Annotated in this window: 12 protein-coding genes; 5 read left to right on the top strand and 7 right to left on the bottom strand. The window is 69.0% G+C overall.

Annotated elements, in window-relative coordinates; translation table 11 throughout:
* Nucleotides 1–9: 9 nt before the first annotated feature.
* The 6 genes from AC5Y43_RS17905 to AC5Y43_RS17880 are packed head-to-tail and all read right to left on the bottom strand — an operon-like array spanning nt 10 to nt 7,924.
* On the bottom strand, nt 10–1,722 hold the full coding sequence (locus AC5Y43_RS17905) for a thiamine pyrophosphate-binding protein (RefSeq protein WP_499974636.1): 1,713 nt from the start codon (nt 1,720–1,722) through the stop codon (nt 10–12).
* A gap of 3 nt (nt 1,723–1,725) precedes the next feature.
* Nucleotides 1,726–2,865: a CaiB/BaiF CoA transferase family protein gene (locus AC5Y43_RS17900; RefSeq protein ID WP_499974973.1), complete on the bottom strand. Its 1,140-nt coding sequence runs from the start codon at nt 2,863–2,865 to the stop codon at nt 1,726–1,728.
* A gap of 19 nt (nt 2,866–2,884) precedes the next feature.
* Nucleotides 2,885–3,829, bottom strand: a complete 945-nt coding sequence (locus tag AC5Y43_RS17895) for an SDR family NAD(P)-dependent oxidoreductase (RefSeq protein WP_499974634.1) — start codon at nt 3,827–3,829, stop codon at nt 2,885–2,887.
* The gene (locus AC5Y43_RS17890; protein WP_499974633.1) at nt 3,826–5,676 is read right to left on the bottom strand and encodes a flavin-containing monooxygenase; all 1,851 of its coding nucleotides are present in this window, start codon (nt 5,674–5,676) and stop codon (nt 3,826–3,828) included. The genes AC5Y43_RS17895 and AC5Y43_RS17890 overlap by 4 nt, the downstream gene beginning before the upstream one ends.
* Nucleotides 5,673–7,070 carry an aromatic ring-hydroxylating oxygenase subunit alpha gene (locus AC5Y43_RS17885; protein ID WP_499974631.1) on the bottom strand — a complete coding sequence of 466 codons (1,398 nt, stop codon included), beginning with the start codon at nt 7,068–7,070 and terminating at the stop codon, nt 5,673–5,675. Before AC5Y43_RS17885 ends, AC5Y43_RS17890 begins: the two co-directional genes overlap by 4 nt.
* On the bottom strand, nt 7,067–7,924 hold the full coding sequence (locus tag AC5Y43_RS17880; protein WP_499974629.1) for an SDR family NAD(P)-dependent oxidoreductase: 858 nt from the start codon (nt 7,922–7,924) through the stop codon (nt 7,067–7,069). The genes AC5Y43_RS17885 and AC5Y43_RS17880 overlap by 4 nt, the downstream gene beginning before the upstream one ends.
* Before the next feature lie 215 nt (nt 7,925–8,139).
* On the opposite strand from AC5Y43_RS17880, the gene AC5Y43_RS17875 reads away from it, so the two are divergent.
* From AC5Y43_RS17875 to AC5Y43_RS17855, 5 genes are read left to right on the top strand one after another with little or no spacing between them, the layout of a single operon-like run.
* Nucleotides 8,140–9,762, top strand: a complete 1,623-nt coding sequence (locus AC5Y43_RS17875; RefSeq protein ID WP_499974627.1) for an SMP-30/gluconolactonase/LRE family protein — start codon at nt 8,140–8,142, stop codon at nt 9,760–9,762.
* Nucleotides 9,762–10,502, top strand: a complete 741-nt coding sequence (locus AC5Y43_RS17870; protein WP_499974626.1) for a GntR family transcriptional regulator — start codon at nt 9,762–9,764, stop codon at nt 10,500–10,502. The genes AC5Y43_RS17875 and AC5Y43_RS17870 overlap by 1 nt, the downstream gene beginning before the upstream one ends.
* Nucleotides 10,495–12,126, top strand: coding sequence for an AMP-binding protein (locus AC5Y43_RS17865; RefSeq protein WP_499974624.1), 1,632 nt, complete (start codon nt 10,495–10,497; stop codon nt 12,124–12,126). Before AC5Y43_RS17870 ends, AC5Y43_RS17865 begins: the two co-directional genes overlap by 8 nt.
* Nucleotides 12,119–12,901 (top strand): SDR family NAD(P)-dependent oxidoreductase, encoded by a 783-nt coding sequence (locus AC5Y43_RS17860; RefSeq protein ID WP_499974622.1) that lies wholly within the window; start codon nt 12,119–12,121, stop codon nt 12,899–12,901. The genes AC5Y43_RS17865 and AC5Y43_RS17860 overlap by 8 nt, the downstream gene beginning before the upstream one ends.
* The gene (locus AC5Y43_RS17855) at nt 12,841–14,403 is read left to right on the top strand and encodes an acyl-CoA synthetase (RefSeq protein WP_499974620.1); all 1,563 of its coding nucleotides are present in this window, start codon (nt 12,841–12,843) and stop codon (nt 14,401–14,403) included. Before AC5Y43_RS17860 ends, AC5Y43_RS17855 begins: the two co-directional genes overlap by 61 nt.
* Here the strand turns inward: AC5Y43_RS17855 and AC5Y43_RS17850 are convergent.
* Nucleotides 14,396–15,085 (bottom strand): Rv0518 family GDSL lipase, encoded by a 690-nt coding sequence (locus tag AC5Y43_RS17850; protein ID WP_499974619.1) that lies wholly within the window; start codon nt 15,083–15,085, stop codon nt 14,396–14,398. The two genes, AC5Y43_RS17855 and AC5Y43_RS17850, sit on opposite strands and share 8 nt — an antisense overlap.
* Nucleotides 15,086–15,088 lie beyond the last annotated feature (3 nt).

The following is a 15,088-nucleotide window of genomic DNA, read 5'->3' as shown; positions in this document are numbered from 1 at the left end:
TTGCTGGTCTTACTGGGTGCCTTCGGCGTACCAGGTGCGGAATCGGTCGTACTTGGGCATCTCCTCGGAGTTGGCCTTCGGGTCGATGCACACGTGTACCACACCGACTTTGCCGCTGGCGTAGGCGCGGGCGATCGCCGGGCCGATCTCGTCTTCCTTCTCGACGAACTCACCGTGGCACCCGAAGCCCTCGGCGATCTTGTCCATCCGGACCTCCTTGCTCCAGTGCACACCGGGCTGCGGTGACGGCTGGGAGAAAGTGCGCTTGTAGACGCCGACCTCGAGGCCCCATTGGTGGTCCACGCCCACCACGCACACCAGCGGAAGATTCTGCCGCGCAGCGGTTTCCAACTCGGCAATGTGGAACAGGAACGCCGAGTCGCTGGTCAGCAGCATCACCGGGCGCTTGCCACCCTCGGCCACCGAGGCTCCGACGGCGTAGGGCAGCCCGGTGCCCAGGTGGCCGAAGTTCTGGTTCCAGATCACATCGCGCGGCTTGGACTGCGAGTAGGTCCACTGGAAGATCACCGTCGCGCCGCCGTCGCGCACGAGAATGCCGTCATCGAGTTGGTTGAACGCCTTGGTGGCCTCGACGACGTAGCGCGCCGGGTGGATCGGCGAACGTCCGGACGGTGCCGATTCAGCCAGATCCGCAAGCTCTTTCGCGTCCTTGTCGATCAGGGACTGCAGCGCGGGCGCGGGTTTGCGCGGGGAATCCTTGAGCGCGTCGACCAGCTGCGGCACCACACCGCGCAGATCACCGACCAGCGGCACGTCGAACTGGCGGTTGACGCCGATCGCGGCGGGGTCCTGCTCGACGTACACCCATTTGCGGTTCGCATCGTTGCCGGCCCAATGCTGGGTCCGGCCGTAGTGCATGGGCTCACCGAGCTCGGTGCCCAGCGCGACACACAGGTCGGATTCCTCGACTGCCTCGTTGGCGGCCGGCGAGAACAGGTAGGGGAATGTCCGCTCCTGCAGACCCGGGATGTACGACGTGCCGCCGGAGGTCTGGATGACCGGGCAGGCCATCAAGTCGGCAAGCTCCTTCACCGCGGCGCCGGTGCGCGAGGTGTGCACGCCGTGTCCCACCAACAGGATCGGGCTCTTCGCTTCGCGAATGAGCTTCGCGGCCTCGGCGACCTCAGGGGTGCCCGCCCCCTGGTTGACGAGCCGGTACCGGTTGGGCGGCAACGGATCCGGCACGTCGAGCTCCTCGAGGATCACGTGCGACGGAAACTCGACGTAGGACGGGCCCGGGGTGCCGGACATCGCCCTGCGGATGGCCTCGTGGATGATCTCGTCGGTCTGATCGGCGTACTCGATAGAGGAGCTGTACTTCACCGAAGCCGCGAAAAGCGGTTCCTGCTGGACGAATTGGATTCGTCCGCGCCGCACCCGGCGCTCGGTGATGCGGGCGCGCTGGCCGCCGAGGAAGATCACCGGCGAGTTCTCCACCAGCGCGCACTGGATGGCTCCGGCGATGTTGGCCATGCCCGGACCGAGCGTGCCGATGCACAGGCCGGGTTTACCCGTCATGCGCGACGCCGCCTCGGCCATGAATCCCGCGCTCAGCTCGTGATGCGGTGCGACCACCGACCACCCGCGCGCGTCGGCCTCGGCGAACATGTGCACGAAGTTCGGGTCCGGGATGCCGAACAGGGTGTTCACGCCCTCGGCCTCGAACAGGTCGAGAATGCGTTTGTACACGGGCACTCCCATGGCTTAAAGCTCCTTTCCGTCGCGAGCGCCGATCTCGGCGAGCACTTCTTCGGTATGGGCGCCGAGCTCCGGCGCCGGCCCCGCGACGCGACCCGGCGTCTGGGAGAACCACGTGGGCACGCCGGGAAAGCGCACCGGCCCGTGCGGGGTGTCGACCGTCTCGAACATGCCGACGGCGGCCAGGTGCGGATCGTCGAACAGCGCGCCGGGAGTGTTAAGCGGCGCGGCCGGTATCTCGAGTTCGCGGAACAGCTCCAGCCATTCCTGCGTCGAGCGCTCCTTCATCGTCTCGGCCAACAGCCCGTAGACAGTATCGATTTGGCGCGCGCGCTGCTCCAGCGTCGCGTACAGCTCGCCGGCCCACGGCGGCCGCACGGCGTTGGTGAAGGCGTTCCAGTGCTTGTCGTTGTAGATCAGCGCGGCGATGTGGCCGTCACTGGTGCGGTAGGGGCGGCGGTTGGGCGCCACCGTGCGCGGGTACACCGCGGGCCCCAGCGGGGGGTCGAACATGGCGCCGTTGGCGTGCTCGACGAGGATGAACGACGCCATGGTCTCGAACATGGCGACCTCGACTTCCTGCCCCTCCCCGGTGCGTTCGCGGTGGAACAGCGCCATGGTGGTCGCGTAGAGCGCCGTCAGCCCGGCGACCTTGTCCGCCATGATGGTCCCGACGTAGTCGGCCTCGCCGGTCAGTTGCTGCTGCACCGCGGGCAGCCCGCATTCGGCCTGGATCGTGTCGTCGTAGGCGGGCCGGTCGCGGTCGGGCCCGCGCCGGCCGTACCCGTAGCAGTTGGTGTAAACGATCGAGGGGTTGATTGCGGCGACGTCGTCGTAGCCGAAGCCGAGCTTGGCGATCGCCTTGGCGCGCATCGAGTGGATGAACACGTCCGCGGTCTGCACCAGCGCGCGCAGCGCCCGCGTTCCGGCGTCGGTCTGCAGGTCCAGCACGACGCTGCGCTTGCCGCGGTTGACGTTGACGAACACGCCGCTCATCCCCGGCGCCGGGCCGACGGAGATGTAGCGGGTGTTATCGCCCTGGGGCGGTTCGACTTTGATCACGTCGGCGCCCATGTCGGCCATGATCTGGGTGCAGTACGGTCCCATCACCATCGCGGTGAGGTCGATCACCCGCAGACCGGCCAGCGGGCCCGCGCCCGCCCGGTCAGCCATGCAGCACACCCCGTTCGCTGCAGCGGTGCGCCAGCTCGAAGCTGTAGCGGATGTGGCGGCCGTGGCCGTCGGGCACGACCGGGAAAACCAGCGGTGCCTCGACGCTGCGGATCGCGTCGAGGTGCGCGCCCACGTCCTCGACCGTCCACGAGGGCCGGTACACGCCCGGGCTTTCGGCGATGACGGCCCGCGCCACCCGGCCCGCCAGCGCGATGAAGACCTCCCCGGTCACCGAACAGTCCGCGTGCGCGAGCCAACCCACCACGGGCGCGACGAGTTCGGGACCCATCGGCGGGTAGGCCGAGGTGTCGATGCCCTCGGCCATGCGGGTCACCGCGGCCGGCACGATCACATTGCACCGCACGCCGTCGGCGGCGCCCTCGAGCGCCGCGACGCTGGCCAGCCCCAACACGCCGGCCTTGGCCGCGGCGTAGTTGGCGACGTCGTGGTTTCCGTACAGCCCGCCGATGGACGAGGTGAGCACGATGCGCCCGTAGCCGGCGTCACACATCACCGGAAACGCCGGCCGCACAACGTTGAACGCGCCGCGCAGGTGTACGTCGAGCACGGCGTCGAAGTCCTCGTGGCTCATCTCCTTCAGCGAGCCGCGCCGCACGTTGCCGGCGTTGTGGATCAGCACGTCGATGCGGCCGTAGCGGTCCAGCGCGGTCGCGATGATGGCGTCACCGCCCTCACGGGTCGCGACCGACTCGGTGCACGCGACGGCTTCGCCGCCGGCCGCGGTGATCTCGTCGACGACGCGCTGCGCCGCCCCTGCGTCCGCGCCGTCGCCGGCCAGGTCGCCGCCGGGGTCGTTGACGACGACCTTCGCCCCGCGTGAGGCGAGCAATTGCGCATAGGCGCAACCCAATCCGCGGCCCGCGCCGGTCACCACGGCGACCCGGTCGTCGAATCTGAGTTCGGGCGTGCCGGTCATTCGCCCAGGACCAGGCCTTCCAACTCGCCGCTGTCCCGCCACGCCCGCAGTAGGTCGTCGAAGGCGTAAAAGCCGGGCGAGTAGGGCTCGCCGATCGCCGACCGGATGCCTTCCCCGCCGCCGCCACCTTCGTTGTTGTAATAGCCGGGTGTGCAGGAGACCGCGAAATCCATTGCGTCAATCGACAGTTCGCGGATCGTCTGGACCCAGTTGTCCTGGGCCTGCTGGCTGGGCTCGACGGTCTTGGCGCCGCGTGCGATCGCCTCGGAAACGATGTAGGCGATGTGCTGGGCCTGCTGCTCGAGCATCGCGGTGGTGTTGCCCGACACGCCACCCTGGATGAACCCGGTGAAGAACTGGTTCGGGAAGCCCCGGCTGGTCATGCCGTGCAGTGACTTGTAACTGTCGCGCCAGTGATCGAACAGCGACAGGCCGTCGCGGCCCTCGATCGCGTCGACGGCGTAGCGGCGGCTGATGTCCGTGGTGATCTCGAAGCCGCTGGCGAAGATGACGCAGTCGACCTCGTACTCGACGCCGTTGGCGACGATCCCTTTCTCGGTGAGGCGTTCCACGCCTTTGGATTCCGACACGTCGACGAGCGTGACGTTCGGGCGGTTGAACGTCGGCAGGTATTCGTCACTGCTGCAGGGGCGCTTGCACATGAACCGGTAGTACGGTTTGAGCGCTTCGGCGGTCTGCGGGTCGTCGATCATTTGCCCGACGCGGCGCCGCAGCCGCTCCATGACCTTGTAGTCCTCTTCCTCACGGATGGCCATGATCTGCTCGATGCTCAGTGCCGTCGGGTCCCCGGCGGCGGCGATCCGTGCGGTCAGGTTGCGCCCGAGTTCGGTCCAGAAGTCGCAGACCATGTCCGGCTCGTCGAACACGGCGCCGTCGCCCAGCGGCGACCAGCGGTGGAAGTTGCGCTTGCGCTGCTCCTGCCAACCCGGCCCCAGGGACGCCGCCCACTGCGGGTCGGTCGGCTCGTTGCCCCGCATGTCGACCGAGGACGGCGTCCGCTGAAACACGTAGAGGTGCCGAGCATCCCGGCCCAGATGCGGCACCAGCTGCACACCGGTGGCGCCCGTGCCGACCAGCGCCACCCGCTTGTCCGCCAGCTTGCGCAGCCCGCCGCTGGCGTCCCCGCCGGTGTAGTCGTAGTCCCAGCGGGCGGAATGGAACATGTGGCCCCGGAAGTCCTTGATGCCCGGGATGCCCGGTAGCTTGGGCCGGTTGAAGGAACCCTGCGCCATCACCACGAAGCGGGCCCGGATGTCGTCGCCGCGATTGGTGCTCAGCCGCCAGCGCTCGACCGTGTCGTCCCAGCGCGCCGCGCGGACCTGGGTCGAGAAGATCGCGCCGTCGTAGAGACCGAAATGCTTGGCGATGCGCCGGCAATGCTCGTAGATCTCGGCGCCGTCGGCGAACTTCTTCGACGGAACGTAGTTGAGCTCCTCGAGCATCGGGATGTAGCAGTAGGCGTCGTTGTCGCACTGGATGCCGGGGAAGCGATTCCAGTACCACACCCCGCCGAAGTCCCCGCCCATCTCGATGGTGCGCACGTCGTCGACGCCGGCCTTCTTGAGGTACGCACCCGCCAGCAGCCCGGTGATGCCGCCGCCGAGGACCGCCACCTCGACGTCCTCGTCGATGGGCGTGCGCGGCGTCACCGGGGTGTGGGGGTCGACCTCGGCGAATTCGGCGAAGTCTTCTTTGAGTTCGAGGTACTGCTTGCTGCCCTCGGGGCGCAGTCGCTTGTCGCGCTCGTGAAGGTACTTGGCACGCAGCGCATCGATATCGATGTCGTCGGGGGTCTGCGTCGGGCCGCACGTTTCAAACAGTGTCATTGGTCTGAGAGCTCCTGCGGTTCGCCGGTACCCATGTACTTCGACAATTGGTAATGCAGATTGACCGTGCTGCGTTCGCGGTACGGGTTGGGCCTGGTGCCCGGGAAGCCAAGCGATTTCATGCCCTGCTGCACGGCCGCCATGTTGGAGAAGTCCTGCGGTAGCACCGACCGCCACCTCGGGTCACCGACCGGCGTGTACTCCCACTCCGTCTGCGGCTCTTGGCCTTTCGGGAACAGCTCGAAAACCGACACCTCGAAGATGCACTTGTCGGGGTTGTAGCTGGGGTGCGGCCGCGCGCTGTAGCACAGCGCGCTGGTCAGGCCCTGGCCGATCTGGAAGTTGGGGAAGATCTGCCAGGCGGTGCCGGCCTGGCCGAGGATGTCCGCCGGGATCGTCGGCCAGGTCACGCCGCGGGCCTCGTCGTCGCGGCGCGCCGACGCCAGCCAGTGCTCGAGGACCTTGTCCGCCGGTGTGCCCTCGGGCAATTCGTCGACCAGCCGCTTGGCGGCGTTCACCAGCGTCTGGGTGGTGGTGGCGTTGGTCTCCTCCATCGTGTACACCTGCATCTCGGCGGTGGACACCCGCGGGTCGGCGCCGGTGCCGAGGCGGATCTTGGACTTGGTGGCCTCCAGGTCCTCGGGGGCGTCGTAGCCGATGTTGCTGTGCTTGCCCTGCGCCTTGGCCCAGCCCTTGAATTCGCCGAACTTGTTGAACTCCGGGTGCGTCGTGAAGACGTGGTAGGTCTCGTTGAAGGCCTCCATCGCGACTTTCCAATTGCAGTCGAACGACAGCCATTTGCGCCATTTGTAGCGCATGTTCTCCAGCCCGAAGGGGTCGAGGATCTTCGCGGCGGGGAACAGATAGTCGGCCAGCGGCTCGCAGTCGGGATCCATGTTGATCCACAGCCAGCCGCCCCAGGTGTCGACCTTGACCGGGCGCAGGTGGGTGTTGTCCGGCGTCAGCGCGCCCTTCCAGTCCTGCTGTTCGCGGATGTGGGTGCACGCCCCATCCAGGCCGTAGGTCCAGCCGTGAAAGCCGCAGACGAACGACTTGCGGGCGCGGCCGCAGGCGTTCTTCGCGCCCTCGGGCGTGTCGATCAGCCGGCGGCCGCGGTGCATGCACACGTTGTGATGCGCCCTGAATTCGCTTGCGCCCGTGCGCACCACGATGATCGAGTCGTCGAGGATGTCGTAGGTCAGGTAGCCGCCCACCTCGGGCAGCTCCTCGACGCGGCCGACCTGCTGCCAGACCTTGCGCCACAGCCTGTCTCGCTCGGCTCGGGCGTAGTCCTCGCTGATGTAGGCACCGACGCCGATCGTCATCGGCCTCGAAAGTTCCTCGGGTGCTGGACCATTCACAGCGGGCTTTGCGCCCTTGGCCAAATCGGTCATTCCATCCTCCTGATCGCCGCGCGGAAGGATTCGTCTTTGAGGAACAGCGAGGTGTTGTCGGCGCCGAGGTGACTCCATTTGAGGTCGAGCCCGCCGTCGACGAGCAGCGTCTGGCCGGTGATGTAGCTCGACAACTCCGAGAGCAGGAACAGGATGGCGCCGGCCTGTTCCTCGGGGCGCCCGCGCCGGCCCATCGCGATCGCTTGCCGGTCGCGGTCGGGGTCCTCGTCGACGTAGGTGCGTGAGGCCGCGGTCTCGGTGACCCCCGGCGCCACCGCATTGACCCGGATCCCGGCCAGCGCCAGCTCCAACGCCATGGTGCGGGTCATCGCCGCGATCGCAGCCTTGGCGGTCCCGTAGGCGATGTGAAACGGGGCGGTGTTCATGCCGCTGATCGAGGAGATCGACACGATCGACCCGGGCCGCCGCCGCGCGACGAGTTCGGCCGCCACGGCCTGGCTCATGAAGAACGCGGTCTCGAGGTTGTCGGCGAAGATCTTGCGCCAGTCCTCGCGCGCCACCCGGGTGGACGGCATCCACGTCGACGGCTCGGCGCCGCCGGCCACGTTGACCAAGCCGTACAGGTCCCCGTCGGCGCGTCCCGCCCGCTCGAGGACCGCGGCGATGCCGTCGTCGGTCGACGCATCGGCGGCGACGGGCAGCACCGCCAGACCCTGGTGCGCGAGCGGGGCGATGTGCTCGTCGAGGTTTTCCTTCGAGCGGCTCACCGCGATCACGGTGGCCCCGGCCCGGGCGGCCATCGCGGTCACCGTCGTGCCGATGCCGCCGCCGCCGGCGCCGGACACCACCACGATGCGGCCATCAAGCCTGAAGCGTCTGAGGAAGTCCTCCATTACCTGCTTCCGTCTACCGGGGAGCGGCCCGCCGCCTAGCTTTTGTCCGGACAACATAGTAGGTTCTGCCCGTCGGAGAACACTATTCCCATCGGCGGACATGCCTGTCAAGGGCGAGAACGGCGTCTCGGCAGCTATTGTCTGGACTAGCTGGACTTGATAACGTCCAGGCCCAGATGGGCGCTTCCGGCAACCGGGAAGGATCTGGGCCAGACATGTCCAATTCGCAGGCCATCTCGTCGCAGCCGTCGCGGTACGCGGCGGATCACCGGGTCGAGGTGGCGCCGGGCTGGCGGCTCGAGCGGGTCACCGCGCCCAGCCGGCTGTTCGGCGCCAACGGCCTGCGGACCGGTCCGGACGGCCGTGTCTACATCGCGCAGGTGACCGGCAGCCAAATCAGCGCGCTGGATCACCGCACCGGGCAACTGGGCACCGTGAGCGCCAAGGGCGGCGAGATCATCGCGCCCGACGACGTCGCATTCGACCCCGGCGGCAACCTGTACGCGACCGAGGTGATGGACGGCCGGGTCAGCATGCTCGACACCGCCGGACGGGCCCGGGTGCTGCGCGACGACGTTCCGTCGGCCAACGGCATCACCTTCCATGGGGGCCGGTTGTTCGTCGGCGAATGCCGTGAGGGCGGGCGCCTGCTGGAGTTCGACCTCGGCGGCGGGCCGCCGCGGGTGCTGCTGGAGAACGTGCCGTCACCGAACGCGATGGAGGTCGGCCCGGACGGACTGCTGTATTTCCCGGTGATGGGCGCCAACGAGATCTGGCGCGTCGATCCCGACGGCGGCGAACCGCAATGCGTCGCGGGCGATCTCGGCGTGCCCGACTCGGTGAAGTTCGACCCGCACGGCCACATCGTCTCGACCCAGGTGGCCAGCGGGCAGGTGCTGCGCATCGACCCCCGCACCGGCGAACGGCGGGTGCTGGCCCAGCTGAACCCGGGGCTGGACAACTGCGCCTTCGTCGGCGAGGCACTGCTGGTGTCCAACTTCACCGGCGAGATCACCGAGATATCCCCGGCCGGCGCAACGCGAACGGCGTTGCCGGGCGGCCTAAACTGGCCGCTGGACCTGACCGTCGGCGACGACGGGCGGCTCTACATCGCCGACGGCACATACTTCTACACCGCCGCTCCCGACGGGTCGCTGCAGACCGTCGGGATGTTGTTCAGCCCCGGCTATCCCGGCTTCCTGCGCGGCGTCGCCACCGGCGGGCCCGGCGAGTTCGTCGTGACGACGTCGGGCGGCCAGGTCGCCCGCTACCGGCCGGCCGCGAGCGAAACCGAGGTGCTGGCCGACGGTTTCGATCAGCTCTACGGCGTCGCCGTCGGCCCGAGCGGGGTGTTCTTCGCCGAACTGGGCACGGGACGGCTGCTGTCGTTGCGGCAGGGCGGCGGTATCGACGTGCTGGCCACCGGGCTGCGCGACCCGATCGGCGTCGCGATCGGCGCGGACGGGTCGTGCCTGGTGGCGGAGTCGGGCGCCGGGCGCGTGATCCGCGTGGACGGATCGAAGACCGACACCGTGGTCGCCGACCTGCAACGCCCGCAAGGTATCTCGGTGCGCGACGGCGTGCTCTACATCGTCGACGCCGGCGCCAAGGAGCTCATCGCCTTCGACCTGCACTCCAACGCCGCGCGCACCGTCGCCTCCGGGCTGCCGGTCGGCCCCCCGCCGGGCGTGGTGCCCAAGCAGTTGAAGGGCATGCCGCCGTTCTCCGGCCCGCAGGGTCCCTTCGCCGGCGTCGCCGCGGCGGCCGACGGGACGGTGTACCTCTCCGCCGACGGCGACGGTAGCGTGCTGGCGTTGCGCCCATCGCGGGATCGCTGATGCCCCAGGCCCTCTCGAACGACCACCGCTACCTGCAGATCGCCCGCACGCTGCGCAAGGAGATCGTCGACGGGGTCTATCCGGTGGGCTCGCAGCTGCCGACCGAACACCAGCTGTGTGAGCGATTCGCGGTCAGTCGTTACACCATCCGTGAGGCGCTGCGCCGGCTGCGCGAGGACAACCTGGTCGCGTCGCGGCCGCGGGCCGGCACGCGGGTGGTTCCCCGGCCGGCGTCGAGTTCCTATGCGCAAGACACGATGTCGATCGACGACCTGCTGGCGTTCGCGGCCGGCGCCCAGCTGAGCATCGAATCCAACGAGATGGTGACCATCGACGACGAGCTGGCCGCCCGGACGGGACTCGAGACCGGCAGCCAGTGGCTGTCGGTGCGTGGCTACCGGCAGGCCGACGGCGCCCCGGCGCCCCTGTGCCGCACCGAGTACTACATCAACCGCACCTTCGCCGCGGTCGGCCGGCTGCTGCAACGCCACACCGGCCCGATTTTCCCACTGATCGAGGACCTGTTCGGGGTGAGCGTCGCCGAGCTGCGCCAGGAGATCGCCGCGGTGCTGCTCTCCCCCGACCTCGCCGGCGGCCTCGGCGTCGAGCCCGGCACCGCCGCGCTGCAGATGCGCCGCACCTACCGCACCTCCGACGGCGAGGTCGCCCAGGTCACCGTCAACACTCATCTGTCGTCGAGCTTCCGCTACGCAATGACCATGCGGCGCGTGAATGGCTAGGCCGGCCCGCGCGGATACCGCACGCGCGGCAGAGGCATACCGGCGCGGGCTGTGGGTGCACACCACACTGGCCGACTCACTGCGCGCGGCCGCGGAAACCACGCCGCGCCGAACGGTGCTGGTGGACAACGACACCCGGCTCGACTGCGCGACGCTGTGCGCCCAGGCCGATGCGCTCGCGGCCGCCCTGCTCGCGCGGATTCCGGTTGGCAGCGTCGTGTCGTTCATGCTGCCCAACTGGCACGAGGCCGCCGTCGTCTACTTGGGCGCGACGCTGGCCGGGATGGTGGTGAACCCGATCCTGCCGTCACTGCGCGACAACGACCTGGGTTTCATCCTCGAGGACGCCGCGACGGCGATGATCTTCGTCCCGCACCGATTTGGCAATCACGATTACGCGGCGATGCTCGGACGCGTGACGGGGGCGCTGGCAAAAACGGGCCCGGCCCCCGAAGTTGTGGTGCTGCGCGGCCCCGAAACCGGACAAGCGGGCCCGTACACGCCGTACGCCACGCTGCTAACCCCAGGGCAGGAAACCGCCCAGCTGCCGGCCCTGGACGCCGATGCCGTGCGGATGGTGCTTTACACGTCGGGCACCACCGGGCGGCCCAAGGGCGTTCTGCACAGCCACAATTCGATACACGCCCTGATCCGTCAGCTGCGCGAGCACTGGGCCGTCGAGCCGGGCGACACGTTCCTGGTCCCGTCGCCGATCGCTCATATCGGCGGCTCGATCTACGCGTTCGAGTGCCCGCTGCTGCTGGGCACCACCGCGGTGCTGATGGACCGGTGGGATCCGGACGCCGCCGTGGCACTGATGGGCGCCGAGCGGTGCACCCACATGGCCGGGGCCACACCGTTTCTGCAGCAGCTGCTGACCGCCGCCGAACGCGTCGGCACCCGGCTGCCCGACCTGAAAGTGTTCATCTGCGGCGGCGCCTCGGTGCCGCCGTCGCTGATCCGCAGGGCCGCGGCGTATTTCGCGTCCGCGGCCGTCACCCGCGTGTACGGCTCGACGGAAGTCCCGGTGACGACGGTGGGTTCGCTGGACGACGCCGATCGCGCGGCGGACACCGATGGGCGGGTCGGCGTGGCCGAGGTCGAGCTCGCGCCGGACACCGGGGAAATCCGCGTGCGGGGTCCGCAGATGCTCGTCGGCTATCGGCACCCCGAGGACGACGTCGAATCATTCGACGCCCAGGGCTATTTCCGCACCGGGGACCTTGGTCGCTGGGTCTCAGCCGGTGTCGAAGGACGGTACCTGGTGGTGACGGGCCGGGCCAAGGACGTCATCATCCGCAACGGCGAGAACATCTCGGCCAGGGAGGTCGAGGACCTGCTGGCCGACCACCCCGGCATCGCCGAGATCGCGGTCGTCGGGCTGCCCGACGAGCGCACCGGGGAGCGCGCGTGCGCGGTGATCGTGCCCGCGGGGGCGGCGAGCCCCGACGTCGCGAGCCTGCTTTCGCTGCTGGAAAGCAAGGGCGTCGCGAAATTCAAGGCGCCCGAACGCGTGGTGATCTGGGACTCGCTGCCCAAGAACGACGCGGGCAAGATACTCAAGCACGAGATCCGGGCGGCTTTGACACGCGCGGAGACACGGGCGGAGACCAAGGATGGATGAGATGCAGGTCGCGATCGTCACGGGAGCAAGCAGCGGCATCGGCCTGGGCTGCGCCACCAAACTCGCCGAGATGGGGATGGCGATCGTCGGCACGGGCCGCGACGAGGACCGGCTGGCCGGGCTGGCGAGCGCCGTCGGTGACCCGGACCGTGTCGCGACCCTCGCCGTGGACCTCACCGATGACGAGGCGCCGCGACGCATCGTGGACCTCGCCGTGGCGCGGTGGGGCCGCATCGACTTCCTGATCAACAACGCCGGGGTGGGCAGCCCCAAGCCGCTGCACGAGACCGACGACGAAACGCTGGACCACTTCCTGGGTTTGATGCTGCGCGCGCCGTTCCGGCTCGCCCGCGACGTGCTGCCCCACCTGCGGCCCGGCTCGGCGATCATCAACATCACGTCGACGTTCGCGGTGATCGGCGGGCTGCGCGGGGGCGCCTACTCCGCGGCGAAGGGCGGGCTGACCGCGCTGACCACGCACATCGCCTGCCAGTACGGCGCATCCGGCATCCGCTGCAACGCGGTCGCGCCCGGGGTCACCCTGACCCCGATGGTCGAAAAGCGCCTGGAGGACGAGCGGTTCCGCAAGATCAACACCGAGATGACGCCGCATCAGCGGCTGGGCAGCATCGATGACATCGCCAGCACGGTCGCGTTCCTGTGTTCGCCGGGCGGCAGTTTCATCAACGGCCAGACGATCGTCGTCGACGGCGGATGGAGTTCGACGAAGTATCTGTCGGAGTTCGCGCTGAACTCCCAGTGGTCTGCTCGGTGAACCTGTTTGCGGCGCTCGACCAGGCCGCGAACCGGTTCGCCGACCGGGGCGCGGTGTACCACGGGGACCGCTGCGTGTGTACGTGGGCCGAATTGCGCGACCGCGCACTGCGTTTGGCCACCTCCATCCGGCACCAGGTGGGCGCGGGTGCGCGGGTCGCGATCGCGAGCCACAACCGCCCCGAGATCGTCGAGCTGATGTTCGCGATCTGGGCCGCCGAGTGCGTCGTCGTCCCGGTCAACTACAAACTGCATCCGCGCGAGATGGCGCAGATCCTCGACGACGCGGGCGCGTCTCAGGTCTTCGCCTCCCCCGCTATCGGCGACGAGCTCACGCAGGTCACCACGGCACCGATCGAAGCCCTTGGCTCCGAAGGCTATTCGCGCCGTTTCGGCGCTGCCCCGTCGGCGCCGCCGCGCACCGACCCCTCGACGCTGGCCTGGCTGTTCTACACCAGCGGGACCACCGGCCGGTCCAAGGGCGCGATGCTGTCGCATCGCAACCTCACCGCCATGGCCGTCGCGCACCTGGCCGACATCGACGCCCCGAACGAGGACTGCAGCCTGGTGCACGCGGCGCCGATGTCGCACGGCTCGGGGCTTTACGTCCTCCCCTACGTGCTGCGCGCGGCTCGCCAGGTGGTGCCCGCGTCCGGCGCCTTTGATCCCGGGGAGTTCCTCGACCTGTGCGAAAAGCACCCGGGCAGCAGCGCGTTTCTCGCCCCGACGATGGTGCAGCGGCTGGTGCAGACGGGCCGCGCCCGTCCCGCCAACCTGAGGACCATCGTCTACGGCGGCGGGCCGATGTACATCGACAGCCTGAAGGGCGCGATGGCGGCGTTCGGCCCGATCTTCGCGCAGATCTACGGCCAGGGCGAGGCGCCGATGACGATCACCGGGCTGCGCCGCGCCGACCACGAGGACGCGCACCTCGTTGATGACGCGGTGCTCGGCTCGGTGGGCTATCCACGGTCGGGGACCCAGGTCGCGGTGCTGCGCGCGGACGGCAGCCCGGCCTCCCCCGGCGAGATCGGCGAAATCGTCTGCCGCGGTGACGCGGTCATGTCCGGATACTGGCGCAACCCGGACGCGACCCGCACCACCCTGCGCGACGGCTGGCTCTACACCGGCGACCTGGGTTCGTTCGACGCGCGCGGATTCCTGACGCTGCGGGATCGCTCCAAGGACGTCGTCATCAGCGGCGGCACCAACATCTACCCGCGCGAGGTGGAAGAGGTCCTGCTCGAGCACCCCCGGGTGGCGGAGGCGTGCGTGGTCGGCGCGCCCGACGCCGAATGGGGCGAGGTGGTGGTCGCGTTCATCGTCGGCACGCACGGACGCGGCGGCACGGACGATCCGGTCGATCCGGCCGAGCTGGACGCGCACCTGGTGGCGCGCATCGCGCGTTTCAAGCGACCCAAGCGCTACGAATTCGTCGACGACCTACCGAAAAACAGCTACGGCAAGGTGCTCAAGCGCGAGCTGCGCGCCACGCTCAGATAGCCAGCTGCGTGCGGATCAGCGGCGCGATCATGTCCGCCAGATACTGGTGTCCCGCGTCGGTCGGGTGCACGCCGTCGGCGCCGATCAGCTCGGGTCGCCCGACAAACCAGCGCTCGGCGATCGGGTCGACCCATGTCGCTCCCGCGCCCAGCGCCGCACCGAAGAGCACGTCGCGAATCCGCAATATCGAGCCGGGCACGTCGGCGCTCGGCCACGCCGGCCCGATCACCAGCAGCCGCGCCGACGGCGCGCGGGCGTGCGCCAGACCGAGTGTGTCGCGAGCCTTTCCGGCCAGCAGCTGCGGATCGGCGCCCTCGTCGTTGCGGGAGCCGAAGAACACCACCAGTGCGTCGTCGTCCTTGACCGCCCTGGCGGTCAGGTCCGCGAAGACGCTGCCCTGGTCGCCCGGCGTGACGTAGCCGGCTCTCTTCTCCGCGGCCACATCGGGCACTATCCGCGCGCCGTCGGCGGCCAGCATCTGCCAGGCGCGCGCGGTCCACGACCGCGATCCCAGTCCGCCCTCTTTGGTGCCGGTGGTGTAGGAGTCGCTGACCACCGCGACGTGGTTGAGGCGCGAGTCGATGGTCAGCAGGTGGTAGTCCCGCGCCGGATTGCCAAGACGCCCAGGAACAGCGGCGACCACAACGGCCAAGCCGACGACAAGGGTGAACAGGCGACTCACGAA

The sequence above is a fragment of the Mycobacterium sp. NGS57 genome (assembly GCF_059812405.1).
Note: the sequence above shows the minus strand (reverse complement) of the source record. Positions and strands in the feature narration are given on the sequence as shown.